This window comes from Edaphobacillus lindanitolerans, assembly GCF_900156305.1.
Lineage (GTDB): Bacteria > Bacillota > Bacilli > Bacillales_A > Planococcaceae > Bhargavaea > Bhargavaea lindanitolerans.
This window is the reverse complement of record NZ_FTPL01000001.1, coordinates 594,803-611,699: the sequence shown is the minus strand read 5'-3', so window position 1 is coordinate 611,699 and position 16,897 is coordinate 594,803. Positions and strand designations below refer to the sequence as shown.

Annotated in this window: 17 protein-coding genes and 1 tRNA gene; 10 read left to right on the top strand and 8 right to left on the bottom strand. The window is 56.4% G+C overall.

Features of this window, described 5'->3' with window-relative positions; all coding sequences use genetic code 11:
* Window positions 1-93: 93 nt before the first annotated feature.
* Window positions 94-993: a cation diffusion facilitator family transporter gene (locus B0B07_RS02955; protein ID WP_076756865.1), complete on the top strand. Its 900-nt coding sequence runs from the start codon at window positions 94-96 to the stop codon at window positions 991-993.
* 90 nt (window positions 994-1,083) lie between these two features.
* On the opposite strand, the gene B0B07_RS02950 is transcribed toward B0B07_RS02955, so the two are convergent.
* Both B0B07_RS02950 and B0B07_RS02945 read right to left on the bottom strand, forming a co-directional pair.
* A complete protein-coding gene (locus B0B07_RS02950) occupies window positions 1,084-2,145 on the bottom strand; it encodes an acyltransferase family protein (protein WP_076756864.1) in 1,062 nt (353 codons plus the stop codon).
* Window positions 2,146-2,328: 183 nt separating this feature from the next.
* Window positions 2,329-2,865 carry a YusW family protein gene (locus B0B07_RS02945; protein WP_159438412.1) on the bottom strand — a complete coding sequence of 179 codons (537 nt, stop codon included), beginning with the start codon at window positions 2,863-2,865 and terminating at the stop codon, window positions 2,329-2,331.
* Window positions 2,866-3,009: 144 nt separating this feature from the next.
* Here B0B07_RS02945 and B0B07_RS02940 point away from each other — a divergent pair, with 144 nt between their 5' ends.
* A complete protein-coding gene (locus B0B07_RS02940; protein ID WP_076756862.1) occupies window positions 3,010-3,732 on the top strand; it encodes a glycerophosphodiester phosphodiesterase in 723 nt (240 codons plus the stop codon).
* A 74-nt stretch (window positions 3,733-3,806) separates the two neighbouring features.
* Here B0B07_RS02940 and B0B07_RS02935 read toward each other — a convergent pair whose 3' ends face one another.
* On the bottom strand, window positions 3,807-4,829 hold the full coding sequence (locus B0B07_RS02935; RefSeq protein ID WP_076756861.1) for a DUF2804 domain-containing protein: 1,023 nt from the start codon (window positions 4,827-4,829) through the stop codon (window positions 3,807-3,809).
* A 71-nt stretch (window positions 4,830-4,900) separates the two neighbouring features.
* Here B0B07_RS02935 and B0B07_RS02930 point away from each other — a divergent pair.
* Both B0B07_RS02930 and B0B07_RS02925 read left to right on the top strand, forming a co-directional pair.
* Window positions 4,901-4,973, top strand: a tRNA-Ala gene (locus B0B07_RS02930).
* Between the two features lie 183 nt (window positions 4,974-5,156).
* A complete protein-coding gene (locus B0B07_RS02925; protein ID WP_144264273.1) occupies window positions 5,157-5,651 on the top strand; it encodes an amidase domain-containing protein in 495 nt (164 codons plus the stop codon).
* Window positions 5,652-5,724: 73 nt separating this feature from the next.
* Here the strand turns inward: B0B07_RS02925 and B0B07_RS02920 are convergent, their stop codons facing one another.
* Together B0B07_RS02920 and B0B07_RS02915 are read right to left on the bottom strand one after the other, a co-directional pair.
* Entirely contained in the window at window positions 5,725-6,576 is an 852-nt protein-coding gene (locus B0B07_RS02920) for a DegV family protein (protein ID WP_076756859.1), read from the bottom strand.
* Between the two features lie 147 nt (window positions 6,577-6,723).
* Window positions 6,724-7,284, bottom strand: coding sequence for a glycerol-3-phosphate acyltransferase (locus B0B07_RS02915; RefSeq protein WP_076756858.1), 561 nt, complete (start codon window positions 7,282-7,284; stop codon window positions 6,724-6,726).
* A gap of 63 nt (window positions 7,285-7,347) precedes the next feature.
* Here B0B07_RS02915 and B0B07_RS02910 point away from each other — a divergent pair, with 63 nt between their 5' ends.
* Window positions 7,348-7,953 carry a nitroreductase family protein gene (locus tag B0B07_RS02910; protein WP_076756857.1) on the top strand — a complete coding sequence of 202 codons (606 nt, stop codon included), beginning with the start codon at window positions 7,348-7,350 and terminating at the stop codon, window positions 7,951-7,953.
* Here B0B07_RS02910 and B0B07_RS02905 read toward each other — a convergent pair.
* The gene (locus tag B0B07_RS02905; protein WP_076756856.1) at window positions 7,914-9,305 is read right to left on the bottom strand and encodes a dipeptidase; all 1,392 of its coding nucleotides are present in this window, start codon (window positions 9,303-9,305) and stop codon (window positions 7,914-7,916) included. The two genes, B0B07_RS02910 and B0B07_RS02905, sit on opposite strands and share 40 nt — an antisense overlap.
* Before the next feature lie 165 nt (window positions 9,306-9,470).
* Between B0B07_RS02905 and B0B07_RS02900 the strand changes: the two genes are divergently transcribed.
* From B0B07_RS02900 to B0B07_RS02885, 4 genes are all read left to right on the top strand, one after another.
* Complete coding sequence (locus tag B0B07_RS02900) at window positions 9,471-10,730, top strand: hemolysin family protein (RefSeq protein WP_076756855.1); 1,260 nt, start codon at window positions 9,471-9,473, stop codon at window positions 10,728-10,730.
* A complete protein-coding gene (locus B0B07_RS02895) occupies window positions 10,727-11,005 on the top strand; it encodes a hypothetical protein (RefSeq protein WP_076756854.1) in 279 nt (92 codons plus the stop codon). The genes B0B07_RS02900 and B0B07_RS02895 overlap by 4 nt, the downstream gene beginning before the upstream one ends.
* Window positions 11,006-11,040: 35 nt before the next feature.
* Window positions 11,041-11,589, top strand: a complete 549-nt coding sequence (locus tag B0B07_RS02890) for an RNA polymerase sigma factor (protein WP_076756853.1) — start codon at window positions 11,041-11,043, stop codon at window positions 11,587-11,589.
* A 212-nt stretch (window positions 11,590-11,801) separates the two neighbouring features.
* The gene (locus B0B07_RS02885) at window positions 11,802-13,262 is read left to right on the top strand and encodes a phospholipase D family protein (protein ID WP_076756852.1); all 1,461 of its coding nucleotides are present in this window, start codon (window positions 11,802-11,804) and stop codon (window positions 13,260-13,262) included.
* Window positions 13,263-13,329: 67 nt separating this feature from the next.
* Here the strand turns inward: B0B07_RS02885 and B0B07_RS02880 are convergent, their stop codons facing one another.
* Entirely contained in the window at window positions 13,330-13,515 is a 186-nt protein-coding gene (locus B0B07_RS02880; RefSeq protein ID WP_076756851.1) for an SE1832 family protein, read from the bottom strand.
* Window positions 13,516-13,574: 59 nt separating this feature from the next.
* Window positions 13,575-14,606 carry a hypothetical protein gene (locus B0B07_RS02875; RefSeq protein ID WP_076756850.1) on the bottom strand — a complete coding sequence of 344 codons (1,032 nt, stop codon included), beginning with the start codon at window positions 14,604-14,606 and terminating at the stop codon, window positions 13,575-13,577.
* Window positions 14,607-14,753: 147 nt separating this feature from the next.
* Between B0B07_RS02875 and B0B07_RS02870 the strand changes: the two genes are divergently transcribed.
* Window positions 14,754-16,706 carry a cation:proton antiporter gene (locus B0B07_RS02870; RefSeq protein ID WP_076756849.1) on the top strand — a complete coding sequence of 651 codons (1,953 nt, stop codon included), beginning with the start codon at window positions 14,754-14,756 and terminating at the stop codon, window positions 16,704-16,706.
* Window positions 16,707-16,897: the final 191 nt, after the last annotated feature.

The window sequence follows — 16,897 nt, the reverse complement described above, 5'->3', positions numbered from 1 at the left end:
AATCAAATCTAATTGAAACCCCGACCCCTTGACTGGAAACCAGTCAGGGGGTTTTGTTGCACATGAGAAAGAATCAGACGGGAGTGCAGATTCATGAGTCAAGTCACGGGTCCCAATACGTTTATCACGGGCTGGATCAGCCTGATCAGCAACATCATCCTGACGGTGCTTAAGATTGTCGTCGGCACCATCTTTCACAGCCCGGTTCTTCTGGCAGACGGCTACCACAATGCCGGTGATGTGGTGGCAAGTGCCGCGGCATTGACATCGATGCGCATTTCCCAGCGGCCGGCGGATGAGGACCATCCGTACGGACACGGCAAAGCCGAGGTCATCAGCTCGGCCATTGTGGCCATCATTCTTGGACTGGCGGCGATCTACATAGCATACGAATCGGTGTCCGCCTTTTTCGCGGAACCGGAAAAGGCCAGTGTTATCGCGTTCGCCGCAGCGGTGATTTCACTTGTATGGAAACAGGTGCTATATATCTACACGCTTAAAATCGGCAGGCAAACAAGCAGCAAAGCGCTGATTGCCACCGCCTACGATCATCTCGCGGATGTCTATGCATCGCTGGCGGCTGTGCTGGGGATCGGCTTGGCGCTCGCCGGTGAATACTACCATGTGACCATCCTCGGATACGGCGACCCTGTTGCAGGACTGATTGTGACTGCACTTGTGTTCAGGCTGGCGTTCGGCATGGGGAAAGAAGCGCTGGACATCCTGATGGAAAAAAGCGTCAGCCAGGAAAGGCTCGACAGTTTTGCCTCTCTGATCTTTACGATTCCCGAAGTGAAACGAATCGATCGCCTGCGTGCCAGGGACCATGGGCACTACGTGCTGGTGGATCTTCGCATCAGCATCTGCGGAGGGAAAACGATACAGGAAGGCCACGACATCATTCGGAAGATAAAGAAAACGATCATCGAACATCATCCGGATGTAGATGAAGTCCTGATTCATTTGAATCCATGGTACGAGTCTGAGAATTGACCGGAATCCGCGTGGGGAATGACGCTTTCCGGAGAATCGGCAAATACAAAAAAACGCATGCGCAATGCATGCGTTTTGCGTCGGCCAAGGCTAATCTCCGGCAACGGCGGCCTGACGTTTTTTCTTTGGCCTGAATCCGCCGAGGAGCAGTTTGCCGTACGGGACGAATTTCTGCAGGCCGATGGAGACGAGAATCGGAAGGACGAGCCCGATTGCCGTGAAGCCGATCAGTCCGTAGGTGAAGAAATCGTTGAGCACGATGTCGGCAAAAATGTGCAGATACATAACCGAGATCGAGTGGTTTTCGATTTTTTGAAGCCAGGTGAGCGGTATTCTGGCGGTAAGCCGCTGGAACAGCCCGATGAGCACGATTGTGCAGGAAATCGGGATGATCAGATCCAGGAAAAGATGGTCATAGCGCAGGAACTTCATGCTGAGCCGGTAGTCGAACACGCCGGTTGCATCGAGCAGAAGGCAGGCGGCAACGGTCACGATGCCTGCAACGAACCATTTTTTCGAGATTTCCATCCAGAATTCTTTCAGGTAATAGCCGATCCCGAAGTACACGGCAGCCATGAGCGCGACGTCAAGATTCCATGGAAGCGGGATCTGCTGGGCTGCTTCGACCGTGCCTCCGCTCAGCGCATACTTGGCAAACAGGCTTTCCGCGTGGGCCGCAAGATAGAAGCCGGCCATGACGGCAATCTGGACCTTTCGGCTGAGATGGCGTGTGATCGCAGTGAAGATGACGAACACGGCAAACAGGGTCGTGACGAACCAGAATACGCCGTAGGCGCCTCGGACGAACCGTCCTCCGATCACAAGTGACCACAGATCATTCAAGTACCAGTGGATGTCCGTATTCCCATACCCGAGCTCCATCCCATACCGGATGACCGTGATGACGAGCAAGAAAAACAGATATGGGACAATCAGCTGCATGAAGCGCTTCAGGATGGATTCGCCTGCCTCGGTACGGCTTTTCGCTTCTTTGAAAAACAGGCCGCTGATCAGGAAAAAGGCGGGCATATGGAACCAATAAATATATTTGGAAAGCGGAAAATCCAGTTCTCCGGGATAGTGGCCGATGACGACGAGGATCATGAGGAACCCCTTCGTGACATCCACCCAGGTCAGTCGTTTCTTTGCCATGATGCAGGACCTCCAGATGTCGGGTCTAGAATATGGATTCAATAATAGATTACCGGAAAAGGAGTACGTTAAACCGGCAAATTAGCGGTAATGAAGGAATAATACGGGCCGAGGTCCTGTTTTTGCCGGCAATAAACCCGTGCAAACGGCGGTGTGCCGCCTTTGCACGGGTTCTGTGGTTCCTTATTTATTTTCTTCGATTTTCATCTTTTTACCGTCATCGAACTCCACTTCCAGGTCAAATTTCGAGTAATCCTGCACATCGAGCGCCCGGAGGACATTCTTCTTCACTTTTTCTTCGCTCATCTGCTGATCCAGAAGGATATCCTTGAAGAGTTTGTCGAGTTCGTCGATGGCCTCTTTCTGATTCCGATCGTTGTCATAGTCGACGCCCTGGATCGTATTTTTGTAGTCTGCTTCGAACGTCCCGTCTTCCTCGGTCTTGTAATCCGCATCAATGGCGTCTTGACCGTCCACGTCGATTTCAAGATCAAAAACCTTAAATCCGTAGCCCTGCTGGGTCTCCTCGTACCCGTCGTGGCCTTTTCCGCCAGCCGGGTTGTCGCCCGCCGCGCTATTGTCCGGCGCTTCCTCCGTCGTGTTTCCGGTGTTTTCGGTCGTGGCGGAGCTGTTGTCATTTTCGGTGTTGTTTTTGTCCCCGCAGGCTCCGAGGACAAGCGTACCCGACAGCAGTGTGAGGCCGAGAAGTCTGAATTTCATGGTTGCACGTCCTTTCATTGTCCCTTTGCCTTTATCTTGCCTAAATCGGCGGATTCTAAACCGGGCCTGATGGCGGCAACAGATCAAATATGCGATAATCAACGCAAACTCCGGACAATCGGTCCGGCGGGAGGTTGAGGGGACATGGAAATCTTTGCGCATCGGGGAGCATCCGGCACAAGGCCGGAAAACACGATGCCGGCATTCAGGAAGGCGGCCGAACTTCCGATTGCCGGCATCGAATTCGACATTCACCTGACGGCTGACGGAGAGCCGGTCGTCATCCATGACGAGACGGTCGACCGGACTACAGACGGAACCGGGTGGGTGAAGGACATGACATTTGCCGAAATCCGGAAGCTGGATGCCGGATCCTGGTTCTCCGCAGAGTATGAAGGCGAGCGCATCCCGTCGTTGCGCGAAGTCCTGGAACTGTTTCACGGGACGGCGCACCGGCTGAACATCGAGTTGAAATCAGATGTACTCCCTTATCCGGGAATGCGCGAAAAAGTGATCAGGCTTGTCAGGGAATTCGGGCTGGAGGAACGGGTCATCCTTTCTTCCTTTGACCATGTAACGATCAGGGAGGCAAAAAGGGAAGCACCGGAAATCGAGACGGGTGTCCTGTTCATGGAAATCTTGGCCGATGCCCCGGGCTATGCAGCCTCGATCGGCGCGGACGCCCTGCATTCCGCCATCCCGTATGCGGTCAGGGAACCCGGCATTCGTGCGGCTGCGACAGGTTCCCTGATCCGGGTTTTCACCGTCAACAGCCGGGAACATGCCGAATGGCTCCGCCGTTCGGGCGCCCGTGCGATCTTCACTGATTATCCGGAAGAAATGGCCCGTCTGTTCAGCGGGGATTGAATGAACAAGGGCAGTGCGGCTCCCAGCCGGCTGCACTGCCAGATTCTTATGGGATCAAGCAAGATGAAATCCGGTCACCAGACCGCCCGGTGTTCTTCCGAGGAGCCGAGCAGTTTGACGATGTGGAGATTGATTTGCGGCTCTTCCATCCGCAGCCATCCGCTGTAGTAGCCGATGAGCTGGTGCACATCCGAGCGGACGAGCCGGGCATCGGTGACGGCGGCACGCTCGAAGAACGGGGTGAAGGTCAGGTCGACCGTGTCCGAGAATTTTGTCCGGATTCGCCACGGCTTCATGTAATCGTCCGGATCATAGTCAAACAGGACGTCTTCGCTGATTTTGATCATCTTGCCGTCGAGGAATACCGCGTTTTCCGTCATTCCGGTCCCGTCGGTCCACTGCCCGCCGAAGTTCAGGGCAATCCGCCTCCGACCGTACCGCTGTGAAGCCATCGACCAGTTCCAGATTGTCTTGCGCGGCCAGATCCCCCGTCCGAAGTCGAGGACTGCAAAGCTTTCGTCACGTGTGAGCTCGTAGCGGCGGTCGCCGATTGTCACAAATCCCTCGGCGGGCAGAAGGTGATGCTTCGCGGTGAACTGGAACTGTTTCCGGTTCCAGGGGACGACGACATTCAGTGACTCATCGCCGGGCAGATGGGTGATCAGCAGATCAGCATGCAGCAGCTCGCCGTCAAAATCAGGCACGGTCACGAGAAGACGGGTGTTCCCCTGGACGTGAAGCATTTGAATATTCAGGTCCGGGTTCGAGAACGAGACATTCCCGAGCACCTCATCGGGGAGGAACACATTCCGGCCGATCGGAATGGTGACGGTTTTTTCGTAAAAGCGCTGGGTCTCATAATGGAGGATGTAGACGAAGCAGACGGCAGCGTAGTCCAGGTGGCTCACAGTCGCCGAGAACAGGATCTCATCACCGTACACGCACCAATAATTCCATCGCTTTTTCTTCAGATAGTTTTTAGATAGGTTGCCGGTGATGATCGGGCTCCGGGCGAAGCCGATTGCATCGGGATTGACTGTGCCATCCGGGTTTGAAAGCCGGACAGGTTCCGTAATTTCACGCTCTGCGTGCTGCATGGCGACCACCTCAATTTCCTTGTTGTCAACGATTCATTTGTCTGGTATACTCTTCATTGTACCAAACATGCGGGGCATTAGCTCAATTGGGAGAGCGTTGCGCTGGCAGCGCAGAGGTCAGGGGTTCGAGCCCCCTATGCTCCATCAGAAGAAGCCGCCGGATTCTCGTTTCACGGGAGTCCGGCGGTTTTTTGCTTTGCTTAATGTGCGGATGCCCAAACAAACCGGACCGGGACTTGCAGACATCTTCCTCAGGCAGGGGAGGGCCGCCCCATCAATCCGAATAGCGGCCTTGACGGCCGCATACGCTGATACGGAGGAGGTGCGCTGCTGGCCACCTATGACCGGGAAGCGGCAGTCGCTTATGCGAATCGCTGGTGGGACGACTATAATCCTGAATTTCCGAAGTTCGCGGTCGACTGCACGAATTATATCTCTCAATGCCTGCTCGCGGGCGGTGCTCCGATGAGGGGCTACCCGAACCGTGGAAACGGCTGGTGGATCCGGGGTGGGAACTGGAGTTTCAGCTGGAGCGTGTCCCACTCGCTCCGGTGGTATCTTGCGGGTTCAAACCGGGGGCTCACGGCAAAGCGGGTCGGGTCGGCCGGGGAGCTCGAGCCCGGAGATATCATTTCGTATGATTTTGAAGGGGATGGCACGTTCAACCATACGACCATCGTCACCTCGGTCGTCGATGGCGTTCCGTATGTCAATGCGCATACGTACAACGTAAAGGGAAGGCACTGGGCTTACAAGGACTCCTATGCATGGCGACCGGAGGCAACCTATGTGTTCTGGAAGATCAACGACAGGTTCACCTGAAACAAACCGCTTCTGCCGGAATGGCGGAAGCGGTTTGTTCGGGATGCGGTTGTGCTTTGTGATTGGGCCGTTATCAGTCGAAGTCGTACCAGATGGCGGCCATCGTTCCTTCGCCGGCATGCGCGGCAAGGACCGAGCCGATGTCTCCGGCTTCGATTTCGAGATCCGGCATCTCCGCCTGCATTTTTTCTTTGAGGCGGGCAGCCTCATCCGGGCTGTTCGCATGCATCAGGCGGATCTTCCTGCGTCCGGCCCGGTAAGCGGTGCCGACTTGGTCCGCGAGATAACGGAATGCCCGTTTCTCGGAGCGCACTTTGTCGATGACCTCCAGCCTGCCTTCGGGCGTGATCTGGATGATCGGTTTGATCTGGAGCATGCTGCCGAGATAGAACTGGACGCTGCCCATCCGTCCTCCTTTATACAGCTGGTTGAGCCGACCTATATAGATGAATGATTTTGCGGTGCCCGCATGGGAGGCGACGGCATCGGCAATCTCGTCACGATCTTTTCCGTCCGCCTGCAGGTTCATGCCGAAAAGGACGAGGCCTGTGATGCCGTATGACACCGAGTTCGAATCGATCACACACACATCGAATCCGCTCATCCCGGCACCCGAGACGGCGGATGCATGGGTGCCGCTCAGCACCGAAGCGAGCGTGATGCAGATGCCGCGCTCATACCGGCTGTCCAGGTGCTCGAAAAGCTCTGCGTATTTGCCGGCGGAAGGCTGAGAGGTTTTCGGAAAGTCCTCGGACGTGCGGATCATCTCATACAGCTGCTCCGGACGCAGGTCAATGCCGTCGATGTACTCCCTGTCCCCGAAGTGGACGTTCAGCGGCACGACATACAGGTCCGGATGATTGGCCAGCTCGGGCGGAATATGGGCGGTACTGTCCACAATCCATGCCAGCTTCTTTTTCCCCATTTAAACTCCCTCCAATATTTACCCCTTTTATTATCAATAAAATAACATACGGATGAAGCCGGAGATTCATGTAAATAAAGAAAGACCGATGTTATATCCATATAACATCGGTCTTTTGCATCGCATAAAGCTATTGGGACTGAAGCATCAGCGGGTGATGGCTGTCCGGAAATCTTCCCGGTGGCGCAGGAGGACGAGGGAGGCCGAGAGGAGCAGCGGCCAGGCATCGCCAAGCTGTCCGGTAAACAGGAGAGCGAGCGTCCAGGCGGCGAACGCACCGGGCATGGCGAGGACGGCGTTCCGGGCCGGTAACCATGCCGCAGCCGCCCCTGCAATGAACCCGGCCATCGCGGAAGGCGAGAAGAAGAGGGCTGCCCCGATGAATGTGGAGACGCCTTTTCCGCCCGTTCTCCCGGAAAGCGGAAAGATGTGTCCGATGACTGCCATCAGGCCGCCTGCCGCACCCAGGACTTCCGGCAGTCCGAGGAGCCTGCCGGCCAAAACGGCGATTGCCCCTTTTGCAGCGTCGGCCAGGAATACCGAAAGAAATGCGGCCCGTCCGAACAATCTGCCCGCATTCCTGGCACCGGGATTCCCGCTTCCGGCTTTCCTCGGATCCGTCCCTTTTGCCCGTCCGATTGCAACGGCCGCGAGCAGCGTCCCGGCGAGCCAGCAGGCGGTCAAGTATACCGCAGTTTTCATAATCATCGAACACACCCCCGTCGTTTGCTATAATCATGGGGACCAAAGAGAGAAGGAGAATGTTGACCTATGAACCCAACATCCAGATCCATGAGTGTCCGCGAAGCCGTCACGGAGCGCCGTTCCATCAAAAAATTCAACGGGGAGACCGTATCCCGTGAAGCGATTATGGAAATCCTGTCCGATTCACGTTTTGCACCGAACCACGGAAAGCGCGAGCCATGGCGTTTTGTCGTCGGGGCGGGAGAGAACCTGAAGGATATCCAGGAACTGATCCGGGAATTCGCCCTTCCGGCGTGGCGGGAAATGTCACCGGAGGCACTTGAGCTGCAATCCGGAAAATTCATGAACCCGGGTGCCATCCTTTTTGCGATCGTTCCGATGGATGCCCGCCAGAAAGAACGCCTGGAGGACTATACGGCCATCGCCGCATTCATGCAAAATGCCCAGCTCCTCGCGTGGGAGAAAGGGATCGGCACGTGCATCAAGACACCGGCCTACCTCGATCATCCGAAATTCCGCGAAGCGCTGGGCGCAAAAACGGGGGAGCGGGTCATCGCCATGCTGCAGTTCGGTCATTACGACGCGTTGCCCAAAGAATGGCCCCATACTCCGATTGAAGACAAAGTGACGTTTTATTCAGCTGCTGGCAGCGCATCCGATACTTCGAAATAATAATCTCCGATCACCCGGAGCCCTTTATCGAAGTTCTCGAGATGGAAGTGCTCGTTCGGCGCGTGGAAGTTTTCGCTGGAAAGGCCAAAGCCCATCAAGACGACCGGCAGGCCGAGAATCTCGTCGAACGCGGCAACGATCGGAATTGAGCCGCCGCCGCGCGTGTAGGCGGTCGGAACCTGGTAAACCGCTTCGAACGATTTGCCCGCTGCCTGGATGGCCGGATGGTCATAAGGCGTCAGGAACGGCTTTCCTTTGTCAAATTCCGTGACGCTGAGCTCCACGCCCGCCGGCTTGTGCTTCTCGATGTGCGCGCGCAGCTTCGCAACTATTTCATCCGGATCCTGGTCCGGAACAAGCCGGCATGTGATCTTGGCTCCCGCTTCGGAAGGGAGGACGGTCTTGATGCCTTCGCCGGAAAATCCGCCGAAGATTCCGTTGATCTCAAGTGTCGGCCGGATCCATGTGCGTTCCATGTAAGAATAACCCGGTTCACCGAAGAGCTCATTCACGCCGAGCTCTTTTTTCAATGCCTCTTCGTCAAAACCGAGCTTGGCGTATTCAGCACGCTCTTCCTCGGTCGCAGGAAGGACGTTCTCGTAGAAGCCGTCGACCGTGATCGTGCCCTCTTTGTCCCTGAATGAAGCAAGCAGTTCGACGAGCGCGTCAATTGCGTTGCGCACGCCTCCGCCGTACAGCCCGGAGTGGAGGTCGCCCTTGGCTCCTTTCACATCGATCTGTACACCGGCAAGGCCGCGCAGTCCGTAGCATACTGCCGGCTGGCCGGGTCCCTGCATGCCTGTGTCGGAAATGACGATGACGTCTGCGGCGAGCTTGTCTTTGTGATCCGCGACATATTTCGGCAAGTGCGGGCTTCCGATCTCTTCTTCGCCCTCGATGCAGAATTTAACATTGACCGGCAGGGTGCCGTTCGTCTTGAACAGGGCCTCGACCGCCTTCACGTGCATGAACACCTGTCCCTTGTCGTCGCTGGCTCCCCGTGCGTACAGTTTGTTGTCCCGGACTTCAGGCTTGAACGGCTCGCTGTCCCAAAGATTGAGCGGGTCCACCGGCTGGACATCATAGTGGCCGTAAATGAGCAAAGTCGGCTGTCCTTCGGCATGGAGCCAGTCCGCGTACACAACGGGATGTCCCGGCGTGTCATCGATGGTGATGTTCTCGAGGCCGGCTGCTTTCATCGAGCCTGCAAGCCATTCGGCCGCTTTTCTCATGTCGGTTTTGTGTTCCGACAGGGAGCTGATGCTCGGGATGCTGAGGAAATCCTTCAGTTCGGCAAGATGGGCTTCCCGATGTTCATTGAAATAACGGTCCAATTCTTTGAGATGATCCATGTGAACACACTCCTTCTATTTTCGCGGGATTCTAAAATCCAGTATAACAGAAAGGGCAGAAAGCGGATTCAATTGACTTTTTTGAGGGAAGTATTGTGGTATGATGGTAAGAAGTAATTTGAATACACCGTAAACTCGGCTCTTCAGCCACGGGAGGAATCGCTTTTGTTTATTATCTTGGGTGTTCTGCTGTTCCTGTCCTTCTTCTTCTCGGGCAGCGAAACGGCACTGACCGCAACGAACAAAATGAAAGTGCAGCTCCGCGCCGATCAGGGCGACCGGAAAGCGGAAAAGCTCCTGAAACTGATCGACAAACCTGACCGTATGATTACATCCATACTGGTCGGCAATAATATTGTCAATATCCTCATGCCGACACTCCTCACGGCGATTGCCATCGATAAAGGCTGGCAGGTCGGCGTGGCCACAACAATCCTGACCGTCGCGCTGATCATCTTCGGGGAAGTCCTGCCGAAGACGATTGCAGCGACGTTCTCTGAACGGACCGCCTATTTGGTTTTCCCGGTCATCCGGACGCTCGTCGTCGTCCTTTCACCGCTCACTTATTTGCTGTCCCTCTTCACGAACGTCTTCATCCGGATCATTTCCCGCGGTGCCGTGACCGAGGCGACCCTGACGAAGGAAGATCTCCGCTCAATGGTGGACATCGCTTCGACTGAAGGGACTTTTGAAGAAATGGAATCGATGCGGCTGAAGGGGATCCTCGATTTTCCGGATAAGGATGTATCTGATGTCATGTCGGCGCACCGGACGGAAGTGGTCGGCGTACCGCTGGATGCGACCTATGAGGAAGTCCGGGACACGATCCTTGATCACTGGTACACCCGCTATCCGGTTTACGTAGAGAATATGGACAACATCGTCGGTATGTTCTACTCGAAGGCGCTCATCGAATGGTCGATGAAGCCGGAGATGAAGCTGGAAGACATCATGGACCGGGAGCCGCTGTTCGTCGTCGAGACATTGAGCGTCGAGCGTGTATTCAGGATGATGCTCATGAAGAAAAAACATATCGCCGTCGTGCTGGACGAATACGGCGGCACACTCGGGATCGTCACCCATGAAGACATCATCGAGGAAATGATCGGACAGGATATCGAGGATGAAACCGACCAGGAAGAAGAAGTGCTCGTCTACGAGATGACCGACTCCAGGCTGGAATGCTCCGGCCGGCTGGAATTGGATGACGTGATGGACTCGTTCCGCAAAGAAATGCCGGGAGACCACGAAACCGTCGGCGGATTCGTTCTCCAGCAGCTCGGTCACATCCCCGAGCCGGGGGAGAAATTCACGACCGGTAACCTGGACATCATCATCGAAGAGATGGACCGCAACCGAATCACCCGCATGCTCATTACGAGACGCAGCGGCGAACGGGAAGAGGCTGCGGGAACGGAAGAATGAAAAAAGCACCCGGCGAGGGTGCTTTTTTCATTGGCCGAAACGAGTTTGACCTAAACGGGCGGTCTGCAATCAGATGTGCAAAATCGCTTGATTTCAAAAAGATGCTCTCACATACGGTGGCAATGTCATGCCAGATCCGCATGCTTACAGTGAAAAATCCCGGGATTCCGGGGTTTTTCATGATGCCGGCCAAAGCTTTCTCCGACTCTTACACCTTTGTAATGTATCTGAAAGAGAATCCGATGGAGTGCAAGGCAGCCGGTGTAGGACAATGAGGACAACAACGATACAACGAACGGAGGGATCGGCAATGGCCGGTCAAAAAGTTGAACTCATTTACGAAGAATATGAACGGTTCATTTATCATCTCTGCCTGAAGCTCACGCGCAACAAGGACGAGGCGGAGGACCTCATGCAGGACGTCTGGCTCAAAGTCGTGCGCAACGAAAAAGCGCTTGAGGGCGTGGATCACGTGAAGGCTTGGCTGACGACGATCTGCATGAATACATTCCGCGACCGTTACCGCAAGACCGTCCGCCGCAGCCAGCATGTAATGGAGCAGCCGGACACGCTGGATGTCCCGATCCTCGACCTCGTGCCTTGTGCAGGGCCTACCGCGGAAGATCTGCTTGAACGCGATGACCTGCGTGAAATCGTCCAGTCGAAGCTGGGCGAACTGGACGTCATCTACCGGAAGACCGTGCTCTACTTTTATGTGAATCAGTATTCGCTGATCGAAATCGCCGATCTGATGAAAGTGTCGATCGGCACGGTGAAATCCCGCCTGTTCCGGGCGAAGCAGCGTCTGAAAGAAATGATGCTACTGGACGAAACCGCCGTCGGATATGTCGGCGCCTGACAAACTGAATCCCGACCGCAGCCGCGAATGCCCGCGGCTGCGGTTTTTGTTTTTCCGGATGCAGATAGGACGCAGGACATTCCGGCAGGTTCCGCCGGAATCAGGAGAAACGGCGAAACTTTCCTGTTGCCCGCATCTTTCTTTCCCCCGCCGGTTTTCGGCTTCGTGCGGGAAGGGTATGAAAGACCTAGACAGACGGGAGGCGTGTGCCGATGGGCAAGCAGAGGAAAAAGGAGTGGGGGACGCGGCGACGGATCGTGACGATACTGCTCTGTGTGTTCGTCCTTTTATATATCGGCGTTTTTTTGTGGCATACATATAAGCCGCTCCCTGCCGGCACAAGCTATGAAGGACAGCTTCACCGGACCGACGATGTGGAGATGCTGACGGATCTGACGTTTTCACAGACAGAGTCGAAAAAAGGGATGCGGCATGAGAACGGAATTTTTGATGAGGTGTTCGCGATGATCGACCGTGCGGAAGAGTTTATCGTCGCGGACTTCTTCCTCTACAACCGGTATTACGACGAGCAGGAGGATTTCCCGGAGCTGGCCGAGGAGATGACGGAAAAGCTGGTGCAGAAGAAAAAAGAGAATCCCGGCATGCCGGTCATCCTGATCACCGACCCGGTCAATACCGGATATGGCTCCTATGAGACAAAGGAGCTGAAGGAACTGGAAGAGGCGGGTGTGGATGTGGTCATCACGGAACTTGATCCGCTTAGGGACTCGACGCCGCTTTATTCGGGTGTCTATCGGATTTTCTTCCACTGGTTCGGAGAGAAAGGCAAAGGCTGGCTGCCGAACCCGATGGCGAGCGAGGCGCCGAAGATGACGGCCCGTTCCTATCTGAAGCTGCTGAACGTGAAGGCGAACCACCGAAAAGTGATCGCGACGGAAGAAGGGGTGCTCGTCAACTCCGGCAATCCGCATGACGCGAGCGGCTGGCACGGCAACGTCGCGTTCAAGGCGGACGGCCCGGTGATCAATGATGTGCTGGAAGCGGAAGAAGCCGTTTCCCGCTACTCGGGCGGTCCGAAAAAATTCCCCCGTGCAAAGGTGAAGGAAGATGCTGACGGCCGGTACGGCGTACAGTACATCACCGAATCCAAAATCCTGGACCATGTTCTCGAAGACATCGGCAAGGCGGGAAAAGGCGATGAAATCTGGCTCGGAATGTTCTATATTGCAAACCGGGATGTCATCGGGGCGCTCTATGATGCCGCGGACCGGGGCGCGGAAGTACGTCTCGTGCTGGATCCGAATGAAAATGCGTTCGGCAACAAGAAAACCGGCCTGCCGAACAAGCCGGTCGTGGATGAAATGCTGGAGGAATCAAACGGCAAGATTCAAGTGAAGTTCTACAACACGGTGATCGGCCAGTACCATACGAAGCTGGTCTACGTGAAGACCGATGATATCGCCGCGATTTCGAGCGGGGCTGCCAACATGACGGACCGGGCGCTTGAAGACTACAACCTGGAGTCGAATATCCGGATCGAGGGAGAGCCGGACGCCCCGCTGTTTAAGGAGATGGATGCCTACTTCAACCGTCTTTGGACGAATGAGGACGCGCTCTTTACGGTTGCTGCAGAGGAAAAGCTGGACGGACTCTCGCAGCTGCAGCGGGTCATCTATGCGCTTCAGGAGCTGCTGAAGCTGACGACATACTGAACTGTCCCATTAAATTCAGGAGAACGCAAAAACGGCCGGCACACCGGGATGGGCGTGCGGGCCGTTTTTATCCGAGATCATCGAGCTGCCGGTTCAGGCCGGCCAATCGTTCTTCCATGGCGGCCAGCCGTTCTTCCGCCTTGGCGATCTGGTCACCGTGGCCGGTCGATTCGAGCTTCTCGATATCTCCCTGCAGGCTGATGTAGTCCATTTTCAGCTCTGCGATCTGTGATTCCAGGGAACGTCGATCCATGAGGAACGCCTCCTTGTCAAACGAATTGTATCATATCGTGCGGGGAGGCGTCTCGCCCGTCAACGGTCCAGTTTTTTTCGCGGCGGGTATTCAAGATAGTAAAGCACAGCCTCGCTCACCGCCCCGATGCCGTCCTCGACGCCGAGCGCGTCCTGGCGGGAGACCGCCCGCTTCCGGCGAGGTTCATGGAGCAGAAATTCCATGACGGCGTTGAGCAGCATCGACTGCTTCACCTTACGTCCGAGGCCGAGCGGCAGGAAGCCGTTGTCTTCGGACGGGAACGCGTGCGCCAGCTCATCCTCATTCTGGGCGAGCACGATGCACGGAATGCTGAGGAATGCGACATCATAGGGAATGTGTCCGGACGAACAGATCACGATGTCGGCTGATGCCAGTTCCTCTCCATAATCGTACGGCATCCGCTTCACGGTGACATTTTTCCGGCTGAGCGCCATCATCTGCAGGACGTCGGCGGGATGGGCATATGCCTCTCCGAGAAGGACTGTCACTTTCAGCGGGATGTGGAGCTGTGTCAGGTGCCGGAGCGTCCGGCGCGACAGGTCCCCGGGATCTTCGGGTCCGTGGGTGACGACAATATGCGGAAGGTCCCCCGGTGAAGCCTTTTTCGTGCCGGCACGGCGGTGGCGCAGCAGGGACGGGTCAGCGATGAATCCGGCGGGCCCGTTGACGACGTTCGGCGGCGATTCGCCTCGGGGTTCACGGTATAGCGTCTGGAAGACGAGGTCCGCCTCCGCGGATCCGTCCCCGTCATCGTCAAAGTGGATGATGGCAGGGACGAGGCTGCGGAGTTCCGCCACTTCCGCCGGATCGGAGCGCCGGTCGTCTCTTAGCAGCACATCGGGCCGGAGGCGTTCCACCGCCTTGATGAGCGCATTCCGGCCGCCGATCTTCTCGGTCCGGAATCCGGCCTCTTCCGCGTTCGGAAGAGGATGGCCGGATAGGAAGACGACGTCGATTCCGGCTTCTTTCAGCGACTGCGCAATGCGGACGGCGCGCCTCGCCCGGTAGCCGGAAGGGGCCAGTGGATCCGTACAGTGCAGAACGGCGGTCTTCTTTGCTTGTCCGGTCAAGGTCTTCACCCTTTCTGACTTAGAAACTGTGTTCCTGTCCAACATATGGGACAGGCCGGCGGATTATGAGGCGCACCGCTGGAAGTCGGCATGGAATATGGTAAACTGGTAATTATTTTTGGAATCCGGGGAAAGGAGGAACCTTCTATGTTCGGTTCATTTCTGTTTGACGTGATGGCGATCGGCGCACTCGGGATCGGCTCCCAGTGGGTGGCCTGGAAACTGAAACTTCCGGCCATCGTCGTCATGTCCGTGGCGGGTCTGCTCGTCGGCCCGGTGTTCGGGCTCATCAATCCACAGGAGGGGCTCGGGAACTTTTTCTCTCCGATCATCTCGATTGCCGTGGCGATCATTCTTTTCGAGGGGAGCCTGAACCTGGACTTCCGCGAAATCAGGGGCTTTTCCAAGCCCGTCGGCCGGATCGTCACCGCCGGGGCGTTCCTCGCCTGGATCCTCGGCTCGCTCGCCGCGCATTTTGTCGCCGGTCTGAGCTGGGAAGTCGCATTCGTCATCGGCGGCCTGTTCATCGTGACCGGTCCGACGGTCATCCTTCCGCTGCTCCGGCAGGCCCGGCTGAAGCCGAGGGTCGCTGCCGTCCTGAAATGGGAAGGCATCGTCGTCGACCCGTTCGGCGCGCTTCTGGCCCTGTTTGCGTTCCAGACGATCCGCTTTATCGGCGGGGATCTCTCGGGTTCGGGGATCCTCATATTCTTTGCCGCATCCCTCTTCGCAGGAATCCTCGGCTGGTTCATCGGCTGGATGCTCGGCCGGACGTTTGAACGGGACGGGGTTCCGGAGTTTCTGAAGTCTCCGGTTCTGTTTGCAGCCGTCCTGTTCGTATTCGTCCTTTCCAATGAAGTGATGGATGAGACGGGACTGCTTGCGGTCACGGTGATGGGGATGACGATGGCGAACATGCACTTGTCATCAATCGAGGATATCCGTCATTTCAAGGAGAACGTGACCGTGCTGCTCGTTTCCTACATCTTCGTCATGCTGACGGCATCTCTGCACATCGACACGCTGCTCGGCATCTTCAATCCCCGGATCATCGCGTTCGTTCTCGCGACGCTGTTCCTTGTCCGTCCGATTTCGATCTGGCTGTCCACCATCGGCACCGATCTGACGAACCGGGAGCGTACGCTCATCAGCTGGATTGCGCCGCGCGGGATCGTGGCTCTCACGGTTTCCGGATATTTTGCGTCAATCCTTCTGGAGCACGGATATGAGGATGCCGAGCTGCTGACGGCGCTCACCTTCGCGCTCGTCTTCGGGACAGTGCTCGTTCACGGGTTCACGCTGGGGCCTCTTGCGAGGAAACTGAACCTCGTCGCTTCCGACTCCTCGGGAGCCCTGATCATCGGGGGCGGACTGTTCAGTGCGCAGCTTGCCAAGTCGCTGAAGGATGACGGCAAGCCTGCCGCCATCATGGATGATACGTGGCATGACCTGTCCGAAGCGAGAAAACTTGGGGTGGATGTGCTGCCGGGAGATGTCCTGTCCGAGCAGATCGACTACCGGTTTGACCTGACCCCGTATCAATATATGCTCTCCATGACCCACATGGACTTGTACAATGCACATGTGTGCAGCGACTTCGCCCATGATCTCGGCCAGGATGCGGTATACCGTGCAGGCCTGAGAGGGGATCCGAAGAGGTACGGGGTGGAGGGAGTCCGGCTCGTTCGCTCGCCGGGCCGCTTCCTGTTCGAACCGGCGCTTCCGGTTGCCGTCCTCGACGCGCGCATCCGTGCGGGCCATGTGATCCGCAAGACGCCGATCACCGAGCGCTATACGTATACACAGTACTTGCGGGAGCGGGACGAAAGCCCGGTGCTCCTTTATATCCTGAGGAAAGACGGCGGGATCGACATCTATTCGCCGGGCAAGGAAATCGGCGCGGAAGCGGGCGACACCGTCATCTCACTGGCTCCGCCGGACAAAACGGTCGACAAGGTGAAAGAGCGCCTTGAAGGCGCCGGCGACGGCAAAGTGACCGCCGATCGCAGCGAAATCGAGCGGAAGCTGACGAACGGAGGGAACGGCGGAGGACCGAAAGCACCTCTGCCGGGACCGGCTCCTGATTCTGCGTTAAAGTGAACAACCTGCACGGCCGGAGAGTGGATTGGATTCACTCCCGGCCGTTTTTTTGTCGGCGTCTGTGAATCCGGTCTCTTAATTCACGGAATCGGTCACTTCGATGTCTCAATCGGTCTTCTGAGCAGCGGGAAAGAACGCTGAACATAAAAACAGTCACTCCGTTTCGGCGGCAGCGGAGCCCTCCGGTGAAA

Bases quoted from the DNA above. Each gene is read 5' to 3' on its own strand.
- B0B07_RS02955 (WP_076756865.1), top strand. From the start codon at position 94: ATGAGTCAAGTCACGGGTCCCAATACGTTTATCACGGGCTGGATCAGC.
- B0B07_RS02950 (WP_076756864.1), bottom strand. From the start codon at position 2,145: ATGGCAAAGAAACGACTGACCTGGGTGGATGTCACGAAGGGGTTCCTC.
- B0B07_RS02945 (WP_159438412.1), bottom strand. From the start codon at position 2,865: ATGAAATTCAGACTTCTCGGCCTCACACTGCTGTCGGGTACGCTTGTC.
- B0B07_RS02940 (WP_076756862.1), top strand. From the start codon at position 3,010: ATGGAAATCTTTGCGCATCGGGGAGCATCCGGCACAAGGCCGGAAAAC.
- B0B07_RS02935 (WP_076756861.1), bottom strand. From the start codon at position 4,829: ATGCAGCACGCAGAGCGTGAAATTACGGAACCTGTCCGGCTTTCAAAC.
- B0B07_RS02920 (WP_076756859.1), bottom strand. From the start codon at position 6,576: ATGGGGAAAAAGAAGCTGGCATGGATTGTGGACAGTACCGCCCATATT.
- B0B07_RS02915 (WP_076756858.1), bottom strand. From the start codon at position 7,284: ATGATTATGAAAACTGCGGTATACTTGACCGCCTGCTGGCTCGCCGGG.
- B0B07_RS02910 (WP_076756857.1), top strand. From the start codon at position 7,348: ATGAACCCAACATCCAGATCCATGAGTGTCCGCGAAGCCGTCACGGAG.
- B0B07_RS02905 (WP_076756856.1), bottom strand. From the start codon at position 9,305: ATGGATCATCTCAAAGAATTGGACCGTTATTTCAATGAACATCGGGAA.
- B0B07_RS02895 (WP_076756854.1), top strand. From the start codon at position 10,727: ATGAAAAAAGCACCCGGCGAGGGTGCTTTTTTCATTGGCCGAAACGAG.
- B0B07_RS02890 (WP_076756853.1), top strand. From the start codon at position 11,041: ATGGCCGGTCAAAAAGTTGAACTCATTTACGAAGAATATGAACGGTTC.
- B0B07_RS02885 (WP_076756852.1), top strand. From the start codon at position 11,802: ATGGGCAAGCAGAGGAAAAAGGAGTGGGGGACGCGGCGACGGATCGTG.
- B0B07_RS02880 (WP_076756851.1), bottom strand. From the start codon at position 13,515: ATGGATCGACGTTCCCTGGAATCACAGATCGCAGAGCTGAAAATGGAC.
- B0B07_RS02870 (WP_076756849.1), top strand. From the start codon at position 14,754: ATGTTCGGTTCATTTCTGTTTGACGTGATGGCGATCGGCGCACTCGGG.